Raw genomic sequence first — 15,222 nt, 5'->3', positions numbered from 1 at the left:
GTTAGTCAGTCACCACCTCTGGGTCGAGGTAGGCGTAGACGACGTCGACGAGGATGTTGACGAGGACGAAGCTCGTCCCGATGACGATGAGGCTCCCCTGGAGCGCGGGCCAGTCGCGCTGGTTGATGCTCTCGATGACCAGCGTGCCGAGCCCCGGCCACGAGAACACCGCCTCGGTGATCACGGCGCCGCCGATCAGCGTCCCGAGCTGGAGCCCGAGCACGGTGATCACGGGGATGAGTGTGTTCCGGAGCGCGTGTTTGTACCGGATCAGCGTCCGCGGGAGCCCCTTGGCCCGCGCTGCCTGCACGTACCCCTTGCTGAGCTCGTCGAGCATTCCCGACCGCGTCAGCCGGGTGATGAGCGCCATGAAGTACGTCCCCAAGGCGATCGCGGGCAGCGTGATGTACGCGAGCCACGTCAACAGCGTTCCGACGAACGGCTCGGCGTTGACGACCGACAGGGCGACGTCGCCGACGTCGACCCCGCGACCGCTGGTGTTGAAGATGTTGAACTCCACGGCGAAGATCAGAATGAGCATGATCCCGAGCCAGAAGTTCGGCGTCGAGATACCCCCGAGCGACAGCAGCGTCGCGCCGTAGTCGACCGGCTCGTTGCGGCGGGTGGCGCTGATGACGCCGAGCGGGATCGCGAGGACGATCGCCACGACGCTCGCGGCGACGGCGAGCTCCACGGTGGCGGGAAGGCGTTCGAACACGAGCGTCGTGACCTCCTGACCGCGGATGTACGACCGACCCATGTCTCCCTGAAGCAGCTCGAAGACGTACTGCCCGTACTGGACGTACAGCGGCTGGTCGAGGCCGAGCTCGGCGGCGATCGCCTGTCGCGTCTCCTGTGACGCGTCGAGCGGCGCGACCGCGTTGATCGGGCTGCCGGGGGTGACGAACCGGAGCGCGAACACGACGGTGACGACGCCCCAGACGACGCCGATCCCTTGGAGGCTTCTTTTGAGTGCGAATCTGCCGATTGACATTAATAACGGTGTGGAGAGATGGGAGTCGCGTTACTGTTGGGTGGCGGTGTCCGGGTCGATGAACTCGTCGGCCCGCGGCTCCCACGATATCTCGTTCGAGACGCCGTAGACGCTGAACTGCTGGTGCATGAACACCCACGGCGCGAGGTCGTGAGCGAGCTGGTTCGCCTCTTGGAGGATCTCGACGCGCTCGTCGGGGTCCTCGGTCGCCTCGGCGTCTTCGAGCAGCCCGTCGAGCTCGTCGTTCTCCAGCACGGTGAGCGCGCCGCTCGACGAGAGCAGCGGCGTCAGCGTCTGGCTGCCGTCGAACTCCGCGTTCCCCCAGCCGAGGAGGTTGAAGTGCGGGCGGTCCTCGATGTTCGGCGCGGTGACGTCCTGAACGAGCGAGGAGAACTCGCGCTGTTCGACCTCACAGGAGACGTTCGACAGCGAGTCGATCTGGCTGGCCGCCGCCTGCGCGATCTCGACGTCGCGGAGGTAGCGCCCGATCGGCGTCTCCAGGGTGATCTCGACGCCCGCGTGGCCGGACTCCTCGACGAGGCGCTCGGCCTCGTCGGGGTCGTACGGGTACGGGTCGATGTCGGGGTTGTAGCCGACGTGGCCGTCGAGGGTCGGCTGGCCGGTGATGTTGCCGAAGCCGTTGAGCACGTTCTCGATGATGCTCTCGACGTCGACCGCGTGGTTCAACGCCTGCCGGAACTGCTGGCTGGAGAACGGCTCCACGTCGTAGCGCATCTGCAGGAAGATGATCCGGGCGCTCGCTACGGAGTTGATCGTCGCCACGTCGGAGCCGTTGACTCGGGAGACCTCGTTCGGCGGGACGTTCGTCACGATGTCCGTCTCCTCCGCGAGCAGCTGGTTGACCCGCGTACTGGACTCGCTGGAGGCGCTCATGGTGAGTTCGTCGACCGCGGGCGCGCCGTCCCAGTACTCCTCGTTGGGCTCGTAGACGACCTGATTACCCGAGTCGTACTCGGAGAGGCGGAACGGCCCCGTGCCGTTGGCGTTCCGGTTGATGTAGTCCTCGCCGTTCTCTTCGACCCACGACTGCTGCATGATCGGCCCGTTCGTCGCGAACAGCTGGAAGGCGATCGGGTTGTACCCCTCGAAGGCGACCGTCACCTGTCCGTCGCCGGTCGTGACCTCGCTGACGGAGCCGAGGTCGTTCGACTGCGGGCTGACGATGCCGACGTCCTCGAAGACGATCCGACGGATGCTGTACCGAACGTCCTCGGGGGTGACCTCGTCGCCGTTGTGGAAGGTGAGCCCGTCCCGGAGCATGAACCGGACCGCGCCGGAGTCGGTGCGCTCCCACTCGTTCGCGAGGCCGGCGATGATGCCGCCCTCCTTGTCGCGGTCGAGGAGCCCCTCGTACATCTGGCCGACGATGATCTCGGTGTTCGTCTCGGCGTGGTCCTGCGGGTCGAGCCCGGAGTCCATCTGGCCCATGGTGACGCCGAGTTCGAAGGCGTCGTCGCCCCCGTCGGAGCCGTCCTCGCCGTCCGAGCCGTCGCCGCCGTCCATCCCGTCCTCCCCGTCCGAGCCGTCGCCCCCGTCCCCGCCGTCGGAGCCGTTTCCGGAACAGCCTGCGAGACCGACCGCACCGGCCGTTCCGGCGTACTTGAGAACCGTCCGCCTGTCGACGTGATCGTCGTTGTCAGTAGGCATAGGCGAGATCATACGACAGAGCGTTATGAACCTACCGGCAGACGGGGCTCCTTTTGCGGCCGACTGGTAGCGATCCGTTGACAGAAGTACCGGCCGAATTCCCGGCTCACGGTGACAGAGCGGCGGGGATACGCCGCGGTCGGAAACCGACGCATATGTAGGGGCGCCGACGGTAGCCGAACGACATGGACGAAGCCGATCCCGGCCCGCAGTGGGGCGCGGTCGAGGAGGACGCGGAGTCGACGGCGGCGGCGTACCGAGAGCGCGGCTGGACCGCGATCGCGGGACACCCGGGACAGGTGAATCCCGTCGCGGACGCCGCCCGGATCGACGTGCTGTTGCCCGGGTCGGAGTTCGACGCCGCGCTGGACGCCGTCGGCGACGCCGCGATCGACGGCGTCGACGTGTACGCGGGCACCGCCGACGGGGTCGCGTACCGGCTGGTGGTCGCGACCGACGAGGCGGCGGCGGTGGCGCTCTGCGTCCCGACGTACCTCGGGAGCGACGACCTCGCCGCCCTGCGCGCGGCCGCTGAGGCGGCGGGGACGCTCACCGTGCGACTGCGCCCCCTCGACGACCGCGACCACGTCGAGATCGCGATCGACGACCCCGCGGTGTTCTTCGACGCGCCGGAAGAGTGAGAGGCACACACGTGGGTTATTCTCCCGCCGTGTGACTTCGACGTATTCATAGTTGTGCGATCACGATCATCGATATGAATCGCGCAGAGAAGGCGGCCCTCCAGCTACAGGCGGTCGCCGTGTTGCGGATGCTGAAGGAGACGCGAACGTACGAGGAGCTGTCCGAGGTGACCGGCCTGCCCGCGGGCGACCTGAACCGCTACGTGAACGGGCACGTCCTGCCCGGCACCGACCGCGCGAGCGAGGTCGTCGAGTCGGTCGGCCGCGAGGCGCTCGCCGACGAGCTGGTCGCGCGCGTCGAGTTCGACGACGAGGGGTACGTCGACAACTCCGGGGTCGTCTTCGACCAGTCGTTCCTCGACTTGGTGGCCCCCGTCGCGGCGGAGACGTTCGAGTTCGAGTCGCCCGACGTCGTGCTGACGGCCGCGACCGACGGGATCACGCTCGGCGCGGCGATGGCCTCCTTCTTCGACGCCCGCTTGGCGTACGCGAAGAAGTCGAAGGAGACCGCCGTCGAGGAGTTCATCGAGTCGCGCCAGCGGCTCGCCTCCGGGATCGAGCTCACCTACTACCTCCCCGCGAGCGCGATCGACGCCGGCGACACGGTACTGGTCGTCGACGACCTGATCCGGTCGGGCGAGACCCAGGAGCTCCTCTTAGACATCGCGCTCCAGGGCGACGCCGACGTCACCGGCGTGTTCGCGCTCATCGCGGTCGGCGACGAGGGGATGGACCGCGCGCGCGAAATCACGGACGCCCCGGTCGGGGCGCTGACGACGTTCGAGTAGCCACGTTCTCGCATACTATCTCGGGGAGAATCGTCTAAGGCGGTTTTTCGATCCGCGAACACGGATCACAACCGGTCTCGTTCAGCAAGGCTTATCACCTGATCCCGGGGAACACCCATCCGTACATGGGCCTTTCAGACGCGTTGGCGGCGCGGTTCGACGTGGAGTCGCACGGGTCGGACGTCCGTACCGAAATTATCGCTGGCCTAACGACTTTTTTGGCCATGTCGTACATCATCGTCGTGAATCCCGCGATCCTCTCGGAGGCGATCCAGATCGAGGGGTACGGGCAGGGCGAGGTGTTCCAGATGATCGCCATCGCGACGATCCTCTCGGCCGCCATCGGGACGGCCGTGATGGCGCTGTACGCGAATCGGCCGTTCGGGCTCGCGCCCGGGCTCGGGCTCAACGCCTTCTTCGCGTACACCGTCGTGCTGGGGCTCGGAATCCCGTGGCAGACGGCGCTGGCCGCCGTCTTCGTGGAGGGCGTCGTGTTCATGGCGCTCACCGCCGTCGGCGCGCGCGAGTACGTCATCCGGCTGTTCCCCGAGCCGGTGAAGCGGTCGGTCGGGGCCGGCATCGGGCTGTTCCTGCTTTTCATCGGGCTTCAGGAGCTCCAGGTCGTCGTCAACGACGAGGCGACGCTCGTCGCGCTCGGGAACGTCTTCGCTAACCCGTGGGCGATCCTCGGGGTGCTCGGCCTCGTGCTGACGTTCGTGCTGTGGGCGCGGAACGTCACCGGCGCCATCATCCTCGGCGTCCTCACCACCGCGCTCGCGGGGTGGGCGCTCACCCTCGGCGGCGTGTTCGCCCGCGGCGCGGTCACGCCCGAGTCGCTGCCCTCCGCGCAGTACGACATCACGCCGCTCGCGGGCGCGTTCGTCGACGGGCTCGCCGGGATCGACCCGCTCACCTTCGTCTTGGTCGTGTTCACGTTCTTCTTCGTCGACTTCTTCGACACCGCGGGGACGCTCATCGGCGTCTCGCAGTTCGGTGACTTCCTCGACGAGGACGGCGACCTCCCCGACATGGACAGGCCGCTGATGGCCGACGCGGTGGGGACGACCGCCGGCGCGGTGCTCGGCACCTCGACGGTGACGACGTACATCGAGTCGTCGACGGGCGTCGAGGAGGGCGGTCGAACCGGCCTGACGGCGCTGGTCGTCGCCGCGCTCTTCCTCGCGTCGCTCGTCGTGATCCCCGTCGTCGCCGCGATCCCGGCGTACGCCTCCTTCATCGCGCTGATCGTCGTCGGCGTGATGATGCTCCAGGGGCTCGTCGAGGTCGACTGGACCGAGCCCGCGTGGGCGGTCTCCGCCGGGCTCACGGTCACCGTGATGCCGTTCGCCTACTCCATCGCCGACGGGCTGGCGGCCGGCATCGTCGCGTACCCGCTGATCAAGCTCGCGATCGGCGAGGGCCGCGACGTCGCCCTCGGCCAGTACGTCATCGCGGCGCTGCTCGCGGCGTACTACGTCCTCTCGACCGCCGGCTACATCCTCTGAACCGGGGAGCCGCCGTCGGTCGTCGCCGCCGCCCACCGGGGCCGGCGGAACCCTCTTGAGTCGTCGGGTCGCAGTCCGGTCACGATGTCGGACCGGACGGACCCGACCGTGACCGTCGCCGACCGGGAACGACACGCGAGCGACCCGGCCCGCGAGCTCGCGCTCGACTGCGTCGTCGCGGGGATCGAGGCGGCGCACCCGGCCGCGGTCGTCGGCGACGCGCTCGCCGTCGACGGCGACCGGCTGACCGTGACGGGCGTCGACGGCGCGACGACGGCGCGGAGCCTCGACGCGTACGACCGCGTCCTCGTCGTCGGCGCGGGCAACGCGGCGGGCCACTTCGCGGCCGCGGTCGAGAGATTCCTCGGCGACCGGATCGACGGCGGCGCGGTCGTCACCGACGACCCGGTGGCGACCGAGCGGGTCGCGGTCCTCCCCGGCGACCACCCGACGCCGAGCGAGGCGGGCGTCGAGAGCGCCCGACGGGTGCGCGAGGCCGCGGCCGACGCCGGCGAGGGCGACCTCGTGATCGGGCTGCTCACCGGCGGCGGGAGCGCGCTGCTGGCCGCGCCGACCGATGGGGTCGGGCTCGACGACCTCCGCGAGACGACCGACGCGCTGCTGGCGAGCGGCGCGACCATCTCGGAGATCAACGCGGTCCGCAAGCACCTCTCGGCCGTGAAGGGCGGGCTGCTGGCGCGGGCGGCCGCCCCCGCCGACGTCCTCGGCCTCGCGGTCAGCGACGTGACGGGAGACGACCCGGCCGTGATCGCGAGCGGGCCGCTCTCGCCCGACTCGACGACCTACGCCGACGCGCTGGCGGTCCTCGATCGGTACGGGATCGACGCCCCGGCCGCCGTCGGGGACCGGTTCGAACGCGGCGTCGCGGGCGACGTCGCGGAGACGCCGAAATCCGGCGACCCCGCGTTCGACGGCGACGAGCGCGTCGACGTTCGGGTCGTCGCGAGCGCGCGCACCGCCCTCGACGCCGCCCGGGAGGTCGCGGCGGCGAGGGGGTACGAGCCGCTGGTGCTCTCCTCGCGGGTGCGCGGCGAGGCGCGGGAGGCGGCGAAGACCCACGCGGCGGTCGCCGAGGAGTGCCGGGCGAGCGGCGACCCGATCGCGCCGCCCGCCGTCCTCCTCTCCGCCGGCGAGGTGACGGTGACGCTCGGCGAGGATCCCGGCGAGGGCGGGCCGAACGGGGAGTTCGCGCTGTCGGCCGCGCTCGAACTCGCTGCCTCGGGGCCGGACGGCGAGGGCGTCGCCGTCGCGAGCGTCGACACCGACGGGATCGACGGCGCCACGGACGCCGCGGGGGCGCTCGTCGACGACGGACTCGTCGGGGACGACGCCGGGAGTCCCCTGGACCGCGAGGCGGCGGCGAACGCGCTCGACGCGCACGACGCGTATCCGGTTCTCGACCGGGCGGGCGCGCTGCTCCGGACCGGCCCGACCGGAACGAACGTCAACGACCTGCGCGCGGTCGTGGTCCGCGACGAGGCCGCGGCCGGCGGCGAGCGCGACGCCCGCCCGGACGGAGGCGGCGGGCGTTCGGCGGGCCCCGGCGCGTCTTCGGAAGAAACTAAATAGCGGCTGGCAAATTCTGCGGCATGCAGACGCTGCTCCTCAACGCGGACGACGTGGACGAGAACGCCGAGATGGACCGGGTCATCGACGCGGTCCGCGGCGCGTTCACGGCCTACGAGCGCGGCGACGCCAAGATGCCGGCGAAGTCGTACATCGACCTGCCCGAGTACAACGGCGACTTCCGGTCGATGCCGGCGTACCTCGACGTCCGCGAGGAGGACGTGCGCGAGGAGACCGCGACCGGCGACGGCTGGGACGCGGCGGGGATCAAGTGGGTCAACGTCCACACCGACAACCCCGCGGACCACGGCCTCCCGACGGTGATGGGGACGATGATCTACTCGGACCCCGAGACGGCGTTCCCGCTGGCGGTCCTCGACGGGACGACGCTGACGATGAAACGCACCGGGGCGGCCGCGGCGGTCGCGACCGACCACCTCGCTGTTCCGGAGGCGAGCTCGCTCGGAATCGTCGGCGCGGGCGTCCAGTCGTACACGCAGCTGGAGGCGATCGCGGCGGTGCGCGACATCGAGGAGGTCGTCGTGAGCGACCTCGACGAGGAGCGCGTCGCCGACTTCGTCGACGCCTTCGAGGACCGGTTCGACGTGCGCTCCGGGTCGGTCTCGGAGGCCGGTCACTGCGACGTGCTCTCGACGGTGACGCCGGTCGAGGACCCGATCGTCGGCCCCGACAACGTGGGCGAGCACACGCATATCAACGCGATGGGCGCGGACGCGGCGGGGAAACACGAGCTGGCGGACGACCTGCTGCTCGACGCCACGGTCGTCATCGACGACCACGAGCAGTGCACGCACTCCGGCGAGATCAACGTCCCGTACGCTGCGGGGACGCTCACCGACGACGACATCTACGGCGAGATCGGCGAGATCGTCGTGGGTCGGCGCGCGGGCCGACCCGGCACGCCGGGCACGGCGGCGGACGCCGACGGCGTGGACGGCGTCAGCGTCTTCGACTCGACCGGACTCGCGATCCAAGACGTGGCGGCCGCGCGCGTCGTCTACGAGCGCGCCGATGAGCTGGACAACGGCTACCCGTTCGACCTGCTCGGCCTCGACGGCTGAGGTCGGACGAGCCGCTCGGCCTCGACGCGGCGGAGGCGACGCGCCGCTTTTGCCCCTCGGTCCCCTACGTGACCCGTGAAACTCGTCAGCGTCGCCGCGCTCGCGAAGAACCGCGTGATCGGGAGGGACGGCGAGGTGCCGTGGCCGCACATCGAGGCGGACGTGAGACAGTACCGCGAACGCGTCGCCGGCTCGCCCGTGATCTTGGGCCGGCGCACGTTCGACTCGATGCGCGACGACCTGCCCGGCAGCCGGCAGATCGTCGTGAGCCGCAGCGTCGACGCCGTCGACGTGCCGACCGCGACCGTCGCGAGCGACGTGGAGGCGGCGCTCGCGCTGGCCCGGGATCTCGCCCGGAGCGTCGCCGACGCGGCAACGCCGGACGGGACGGAGCGGGTCGCGGCAGAGGCCGACCCGGCGCCGGCGACGCCGGCGGACGAGACCGTCTACGTCCTCGGCGGCGGTGGGATCTACGAGCTGTTCCAGCCCCATCTCGACGGGATGGCGCTGAGCCACGTCGACGGGAGCTACGAGGGCGACACGCGCTACCCCGAGTGGGACGAGGCGGAGTGGGAGGTGACGGACGAGACTGAGTACGACCGGTTCACGCTTCGAGAGTGGGTCCGGCGGGACCGCTGATCGGGACCGGAGGCGAGGGCGCGGTCTCGACGGAGAAGCCGCCAGGCCGACGCGGCACCCGACGGTCGGAGCCCGTACCTACGGTCGGTCGGCGCGCTCCTCGGCGTAGCGTTCCAGCTGGAGCGCGGTGCTGTCGGCGAGCCGGTCGAGCGCGTCGTCGACCCCGTGTTCGCGGGCGTCGACCGACGCTTCAGCGACGAGCGTCCGGACCGTGTCGAACGGGCCGATCCGCGCGCCGGTCGTGGCGGCGTCGTCCTCCGCGTCGAGGAGCTGGTTCACGGCGGTGCGGTAGCCGGGGTTCTCGTCGAACCACCCGTCGCGGTCGAGCCGGTCGACCGCGCCCTCGTGGACCGGGAAGTAGCCGGTCTCGCGGTGCCAGCGCGCCTGCCGCTCGGGGGCCGCGAGCCAGCCGAGGAACGCCGCCGCGGCGCGCTGCTCGGCGGTCGACGCGCCGTCCGCGACCCACAACGACCCGCCGCCGACGACGACGCCGTGGCGCTCGTCGGCGACCGGGAAGTAGCCGACGCCGACCGGGAACGAGGCCCCCTCCCGAACGCCGACCATCGAAGACGTCGACCCGATCAGCATCCCGGCGCGCCCGTCGTGGAACGCCTCGCGGGCCTGTCCGCGGGCCTCGATTCCGGGGTCGTGGTAGAGGCCGTCGGCCGCCATGTCGGCGATCCAGCGGTAGATCCGCTCGGCGACCGGCCCGTCGAAGCGGCTCTCGGTCGGCGTGCCGCCCCGCCCGTTGTCGGCGTCGACGAGCGGCTCGCCGGCCTCGGCGAACCACTGTTCGACGAACCACGAGTAGGTGGCGAAGGTGATCCCCGTCTCGGTCGCGCCGCTCTCGACGAGCCGCTCGGCGCAGCGGCGGACCTCGTCGAACGTCTCGGGCGGGTCGTCGGGGTCTAACCCGGCGCGCTCGAACGCCGCGCGGTCGTAGTACAGCACGGGCGTCGACGCGTTGAACGGCATCGAGTGGAGGACGCCGTCGGTCCGGTAGTAGTTCGCCACGGGGCCGAGCAGGTCGTCGGGGGAGAAGCCGGACCCCGGGCCGCCGGAGCCGCCGACGCCACCGGCGTCGCGGCCGAGGAGGCGCTCGACCGGCGTGAACGCGCCGCTGTCGAGTGCGCGCTGCGTCCCGATCTCGTAGAGGTGCGCGATCGCCGGCGGGTCGCCCCTGTCGGCCGCCGCGAGCGTCGCCTCGAACACGCCGCGGTAGCTCCCCTTCGAGGCGGGGCGGACCGCGATCCCGTCGGTCTCGGCGGCGAACTCGGCCGCGAACTCGTCGAGCAGCCGCGCTTTGCGCCCGCCGAACGCGTGCCAGAAGTCGAGGACGACGGCGTCGTCGTCGTCGGTCGCGTCGGCGTCGTACGCGTCGAGCGCGTCGTCCAGCGTTCCGGTCCGGTCGGCGAGCGTCGACGCGCCGGCGGCCACCTCGGTCAGCGACGTCTTCTGCGCGTGCGCGACCGCGGTTGCGTCCCCCGCGTCCGCGGCCGTCTCCTCGGCGAGGTCACCGACCGACTCGACCGCGTCGACGACCGCCTCGATCGAGGTCGCCTGGTCGTCGGTGGCGTCGCGGATCTCCTCGACCCCGCTCGTCGTCTCCTCGACGTCCGCGGCGAGGTCCGTGAACGCCTCCAGCGCCTCCTCGGCAGTGGTAATCCCCTCGTCGGCGCGCTCGCGCATCTCGGCCATCTCGTCGACGGTCGCGTCCGTCTCCTCGCGCACCGAGCGGATCGACGACTCGATCTCGCTGGTCGCGTCCCGCGCCTCCTCCGCGAGGCTCTTGACCTCCTCGGCGACCACCTCGAAGCCGGCCCCCGCCTCCCCGGCGCGGGCCGCCTCGATCGACGCGTTCAGGGCGAGGATGTTCGTCTCGTCGGCGATGTCCTGAATCAGGTCGGTGACGTCCTCGATCGCCGCGACCTCGGATTCGAGCGTCTCGACGCGGTCGAGGGCGGTCTCCGTCCGCTCGTCGACGACGCGGAGCTCCTCGATCGCGGCGGTCGCGGCGTCGGTCCCCTCGTCGGTCCGCTCGGCGACGTCGGCCGCGGTGGCGGCCACCTGATCGGCGGAGGCGGCGACCTCCTCGGTGGCCGCCGAGACGGTCTGGAGTTCGCTCGTCGCGGCCGCGATGTCGTCGCGCTGGCGGGTCGCCGCCGCCTCGATGTCGTCGACCGCGGCGTACACCTCGTCGCTCTGCGCCTTCGCGCGGTCGACGTTCGACCGGACGTGTTCGGTCGCGCCCGCGACCTCGTCGCCGAAGCCGTCGACCGCGGACACCGTCTCCGCGACGCCGTCGACGAACTCGTTGAGCGTCGCCGCGAGCGCCGCCGCATCGCCGTCGGCCCCCTCGGTCGGGAACCGGGCCCCGAGGTCGCCGTCGGCGAGCCGGGCCGCGACCTCGCGGAACTCCGAGACCGGGATCTCGTCGTCGGAAGCGGCGCGCGAGGCGGCCGTCGTCTCGCCGGACTCGACCCCGCCGTCGGTGGTGGCGTTCGAGTCGGTCGATACCGTCGAGCGGTCCCCGTCGCCGGAATCCCGATCGGACCGGTCACGTGCGTCGTCGCCGTTCATCTGTCGCCACTCGCCGGCAGGGGTACATAAGTCTCGGAGTCAGATTATTCGGATTGATACTCGTCTGACGGGGAGGGGCCGCACGTTCGAGTCCGAGAAGATCGACGGAGGAGTTCGAGCCGGTTCGCGCTGTCCGGGCCGGTCCGATCCGACGGACTCAGTCCGACTCGTCCGGGTCGACGCGCTCCGCGAAGCCGAACCGCGGTTTGACGTCGGTGACCTCGACCGCGAGCGTCTCGCCCACGTCGGCGTCGACGAACAGCGTGTACCCCTCGACGTAGGCGATGCCGTCGCCCTCGTCGCCCTCCTCCTCGACCGTCACTTCGACCCGGTCGCCCTCGGCGACGGGCGATGTCGTGTACCCCTTCGCGACGAGGTACACCTCCGAGGAGGCGTCCCGCGACGCGGGCGGCGAGACGGTCCGCACGTACTGGAACGACTCGCTCACGTCGTCGCGGAAGGCGTCGAGGTCCTCGCCCTGGAACACCTTCACGACGAAGTCGCCGCCGGGCGCGAGCAGTTCGTCGGCGGTGTCGAGCGCCTGCCGCGCGAGGTGGACCGAGCGCGCGTGGTCGAGGGAGTACTCGCCGGTCATGTTGGGCGCCATGTCGCTCGCGACGACGTCCGCGCCGCCCTCGCCGACCGCCTCCCGCAGGTAGTGTCGCGTGCGCTCCTCGGTCATGTCGCCGCGGAGCGTCTCGATCTCGTGGTCGTCGAACTCGTCGATGCGCTGGAGGTCGACGCCGACGACGGTGCCACCCTCGCCGACTTCCTCGGCCGCGACCTGCAGCCAGCCCCCGGGCGCGGCGCCGAGGTCGACCACGGTGTCGCCGGGGTCGAACAGGCCCGCCTCCTCGTCGAGCTGTTTGAGCTTGTAGGCGGACCGGGCGCGGTACCCCTGCTGTTTGGATCGGTTGTAGTAGTCGTCTTTTCCGCTCATTGGCGCCGCGTAGGCCGTCGCGCCGTTTATCGGCGTCGTTCGCCGGTTGTCTCGAAGGCGGGTTACACCGGGCGGCGGCCGGTCCGCCGACCCTCGGCCGCGCCGTCGGCGTCGACCGCGAACCCCAGCGCCTCGTAGAACCGGGTCAGTCCGGCAGCAAAGCCGGCGGTGACCGCCTCGATCGCGGGGTCCGACTCCGCTCGCTCGACCGCGGCCGCGACGAGCGCCGAGCCGATCCCCCGGCCGCGGCGCGCCCGCCGCACGGCGACGGCGTCGACGTGGAGCCGGTCGGAGCGGGGGCGCACGGCGACCAGCGCGCCGACGACGCCGCCGGTCCGCGTCGAGCGCGCGACGAGGACGTCGCCCGCGGCGATCCGGTCGTCGACGGTGCCGGCGTCGGTCTCCAGCATCGCGGCGTCGAGGACCCGGAGGACGTCGAGGCGGTCGTCGCGGGTCGCGGGCTCGACGACGATGTCCTCGGGCGGATCGGGGAGGTCTCCCTCGACGGTCACGGCGAGTCGCCGGCGCCCGTTCCGCCCTTGATCAGCCGCAGGACTCGCACCGTCTCGGCGTCGACGACGCGGTCGCCCGGGACCGGCGAGCCGTCGACCAGCGCGGACGCCTCCTGCGGGTGGTAGCCCGCCTCGCGGATCAGGTCGTCGTACGTCGCGTCGGCGGCGAGGCTGTACTCGTCGGTCCCCTCGCCGACGACTTCGACGGTCACGTCCATGGGCGCGGTAGCGCCCCGGAGCGGGTTAATCGCTCGGTCCCCGACGGGCGGCCGGACTCGCCAACCCGCAGCGAGCGCCGGCTCCCGAAACGTTACGGGGCCGCCGCCGAACGGTACGTCGGAGGGGTTCCCGTGGCCGGCCAAGACGCGCGTATCGACATGACGACGGGGCGGATCTCGCCCAGGCTGTTCCGTCTCGCGTGGCCGCTGGTGCTCGGGAACCTGCTACAGACGCTGTACAACCTCGCGGACATGTTCTGGGTCGGGCGGGTGAGCACCGAGGCGGTCGCGGCCGTCTCGCTGATGTTCCCGCTCTCCTGGATGTTCGTCTCGACCGCCATGGGCGTCACGGCCGCGACGATCGCGGTCGTCTCCCAACACGTCGGCGCGGGCAACGACCGCCGCGCGGACGAGGTGGTCGCGCAGACCTGCCTGCTGGCGACGGTCGTCTCACTCGTCCTCGCGGCCGTCGGGTTCCTCGCGCGCCACCGGCTCCTCTACTGGATCGGCGCGCGCGACCAGGTGTTCGTCGAGGCGCTGGCGTACATCGAGGTGATATTCGCGACGCTCCCGCTCACGTTCCTCTTCTTCGCGTTCCGCGCGTCGCTCCAGGGCGCGGGCGACACCAAGACGGCGATGTGGCTGGTCGCGGCCTCGGCGGGGCTCAACATCGTCATCGATCCGGTGTTCATCCTCGGGTGGAATCCCGCGGCGTGGCTCGCCGGACTGGCGCCGGCCGCGTGGTCGGCGGCGCTGCCGGCGGCCGGCGCGCTCCCGGCGGTGCCGGCGATGGGGACCCGCGGGGCCGCGCTGGCGACGCTGGTCTCGCGGCTGTTCGCGACCGCGGTCGGGGTGGGGATACTGCTGCGCGGCGACTGGGGGATCCGGCTCCGGCCCCGCGACCTCCGGCCGAACCCGGCGGTCCTCCGGAAGCTGGTCTCGGTGGGGTACCCCGCCACGCTCGACGGCTGGGCGCGCTCGTTCGCGGCGGTGGCGATGGCGGCGCTGGTCGCGCGGTTCGGGGCGGCCGCCACGGCCGCGTACGGGATCGGCGTCCGGCTGATGTCCGTCTCGTGGACCGTCTCCGGGGCGGTCGGTCAGGCGACGTCGACCGGGGTGGGGCAGAACCTCGGCGCGGGAACGCCCGACCGCGCGGTCGCCGTCACCCGCGTCGCGACCGTCGCCACGATGGCGATCCTGTTCGCGGCCGGCGGCCTCGTCTGGGCCTTTCCGGCGCCCGCGATGCGCGTCTTCGTCGCCGACCCGGAGACGGTCGCCGAGGGCGTGCGGTTCCTCCGGATCGTCGCGCTCTCGTGGGGGTTCTTCGGCGGCCTGATGGTGATCCAGGGGGCGTTCCGCGGCGCCGGCAGCACCGAGGTCGCGATGGCGCTGTCGCTGCTCTCGCGGTGGGCGTTCCGGATCCCGATCGCCGCCCTGCTCGCGTTCGGCACGGTGACCCTGCCCGTCGTCGGCGTCACCTACACGGGGCTCGACTGGGGCGTCGCGGGACTGTGGTGGGCGTACACCGCCGCCGCCGTCGCCTCCTTCGCCGTCGGCGTCGGCTGGTTCCTGCGCGGCACCTGGACCGAGTCGGTCGTCGACGAGGCGGAAAGGGATCCGGACGTCGTCCGCGATGTCGACTCGGGCGACGCCGCCGACGGGAGCGATCCGGTCGGCGCGGTCGACCCCGAGGAGGGGGGATCCGACACCCCCGGCGACGACGACTGACCGGCCGGCTAGTTCGTTCCGGAGTCGCGTCGCACGTTCCACTTCCAGAGGAACCACGCGACCGGGGCGGCGACGGCGAGCGTCACGAGCGCGCCGGGCCGGGGCACGGCGCCGGTCCACGCGTCGACGACGAGGAGGCCGGACGCGGCCGCCGCGACGACGAGGATCGCCGCCGCGTCGCGGGCGAGTTCCGCCTCGCGCTCGGGCGGGAGGTCGCCGTCGTAGCCGGCGATCAGGCCGACCTTCCCGCGGGCGACGATCGCCCACGCGAGGAGGAGACAGATCCCGGCGACGTGGGCGACGACGACGGTCTCGACGATGGCCATGACTGGGGGAGAGA

14 protein-coding genes are annotated in these 15,222 nt (G+C 71.6%); 7 read left to right on the top strand and 7 right to left on the bottom strand.

Annotation, left to right across the window (positions count from 1 at the left end):
- Position 1 precedes the first annotated feature (1 nt).
- A complete protein-coding gene (locus EXE46_RS02465; protein WP_137686915.1) occupies positions 2 to 994 on the bottom strand; it encodes an ABC transporter permease in 993 nt (330 codons plus the stop codon).
- 30 nt (positions 995 to 1,024) lie between these two features.
- The gene (locus EXE46_RS02460) at positions 1,025 to 2,662 is read right to left on the bottom strand and encodes an ABC transporter substrate-binding protein (protein ID WP_137686914.1); all 1,638 of its coding nucleotides are present in this window, start codon (positions 2,660 to 2,662) and stop codon (positions 1,025 to 1,027) included.
- 185 nt (positions 2,663 to 2,847) lie between these two features.
- Here EXE46_RS02460 and EXE46_RS02455 point away from each other — a divergent pair, with 185 nt between their 5' ends.
- The 6 genes from EXE46_RS02455 to EXE46_RS02430 all read left to right on the top strand — a co-directional run bounded on the left by EXE46_RS02455 (position 2,848) and on the right by EXE46_RS02430 (position 8,904).
- Entirely contained in the window at positions 2,848 to 3,303 is a 456-nt protein-coding gene (locus EXE46_RS02455) for a hypothetical protein (protein WP_137686913.1), read from the top strand.
- Between the two features lie 74 nt (positions 3,304 to 3,377).
- On the top strand, positions 3,378 to 4,091 hold the full coding sequence (locus EXE46_RS02450) for a phosphoribosyltransferase family protein (protein WP_137686912.1): 714 nt from the start codon (positions 3,378 to 3,380) through the stop codon (positions 4,089 to 4,091).
- 125 nt (positions 4,092 to 4,216) lie between these two features.
- Complete coding sequence (locus tag EXE46_RS02445; RefSeq protein ID WP_137686911.1) at positions 4,217 to 5,596, top strand: NCS2 family permease; 1,380 nt, start codon at positions 4,217 to 4,219, stop codon at positions 5,594 to 5,596.
- A gap of 84 nt (positions 5,597 to 5,680) precedes the next feature.
- The gene (locus EXE46_RS02440; RefSeq protein WP_137686910.1) at positions 5,681 to 7,186 is read left to right on the top strand and encodes a glycerate kinase; all 1,506 of its coding nucleotides are present in this window, start codon (positions 5,681 to 5,683) and stop codon (positions 7,184 to 7,186) included.
- Between the two features lie 20 nt (positions 7,187 to 7,206).
- Positions 7,207 to 8,265, top strand: coding sequence for an ornithine cyclodeaminase family protein (locus EXE46_RS02435; RefSeq protein ID WP_137686909.1), 1,059 nt, complete (start codon positions 7,207 to 7,209; stop codon positions 8,263 to 8,265).
- A 75-nt stretch (positions 8,266 to 8,340) separates the two neighbouring features.
- Entirely contained in the window at positions 8,341 to 8,904 is a 564-nt protein-coding gene (locus EXE46_RS02430) for a dihydrofolate reductase (RefSeq protein WP_137686908.1), read from the top strand.
- 78 nt (positions 8,905 to 8,982) lie between these two features.
- On the opposite strand, the gene EXE46_RS02425 is transcribed toward EXE46_RS02430, so the two are convergent.
- The 4 genes from EXE46_RS02425 to EXE46_RS02410 form a co-directional block, all read right to left on the bottom strand.
- Entirely contained in the window at positions 8,983 to 11,484 is a 2,502-nt protein-coding gene (locus EXE46_RS02425; protein ID WP_137686907.1) for an extracellular solute-binding protein, read from the bottom strand.
- Positions 11,485 to 11,641: 157 nt separating this feature from the next.
- Positions 11,642 to 12,424 (bottom strand): 23S rRNA (uridine(2552)-2'-O)-methyltransferase, encoded by a 783-nt coding sequence (locus EXE46_RS02420; RefSeq protein WP_137686906.1) that lies wholly within the window; start codon positions 12,422 to 12,424, stop codon positions 11,642 to 11,644.
- A gap of 62 nt (positions 12,425 to 12,486) precedes the next feature.
- Positions 12,487 to 12,936, bottom strand: coding sequence for a GNAT family N-acetyltransferase (locus EXE46_RS02415; RefSeq protein ID WP_137686905.1), 450 nt, complete (start codon positions 12,934 to 12,936; stop codon positions 12,487 to 12,489).
- Complete coding sequence (locus tag EXE46_RS02410; protein ID WP_137686904.1) at positions 12,933 to 13,154, bottom strand: ubiquitin-like small modifier protein 2; 222 nt, start codon at positions 13,152 to 13,154, stop codon at positions 12,933 to 12,935. The genes EXE46_RS02415 and EXE46_RS02410 overlap by 4 nt, the downstream gene beginning before the upstream one ends.
- A 159-nt stretch (positions 13,155 to 13,313) precedes the next feature.
- On the opposite strand from EXE46_RS02410, the gene EXE46_RS02405 reads away from it, so the two are divergent.
- Positions 13,314 to 14,882: an MATE family efflux transporter gene (locus EXE46_RS02405; protein WP_137687019.1), complete on the top strand. Its 1,569-nt coding sequence runs from the start codon at positions 13,314 to 13,316 to the stop codon at positions 14,880 to 14,882.
- An 8-nt stretch (positions 14,883 to 14,890) separates the two neighbouring features.
- On the opposite strand, the gene EXE46_RS02400 is transcribed toward EXE46_RS02405, so the two are convergent.
- A complete protein-coding gene (locus EXE46_RS02400; RefSeq protein ID WP_137686903.1) occupies positions 14,891 to 15,208 on the bottom strand; it encodes a hypothetical protein in 318 nt (105 codons plus the stop codon).
- Between the last annotated feature and the right edge of the window lie 14 nt (positions 15,209 to 15,222).

Source organism: Halorubrum sp. GN11_10-6_MGM (assembly GCF_005435165.1).
Taxonomy (GTDB): domain Archaea; phylum Halobacteriota; class Halobacteria; order Halobacteriales; family Haloferacaceae; genus Halorubrum.
Note: the sequence above shows the minus strand (reverse complement) of the source record. Positions and strands in the feature narration are given on the sequence as shown.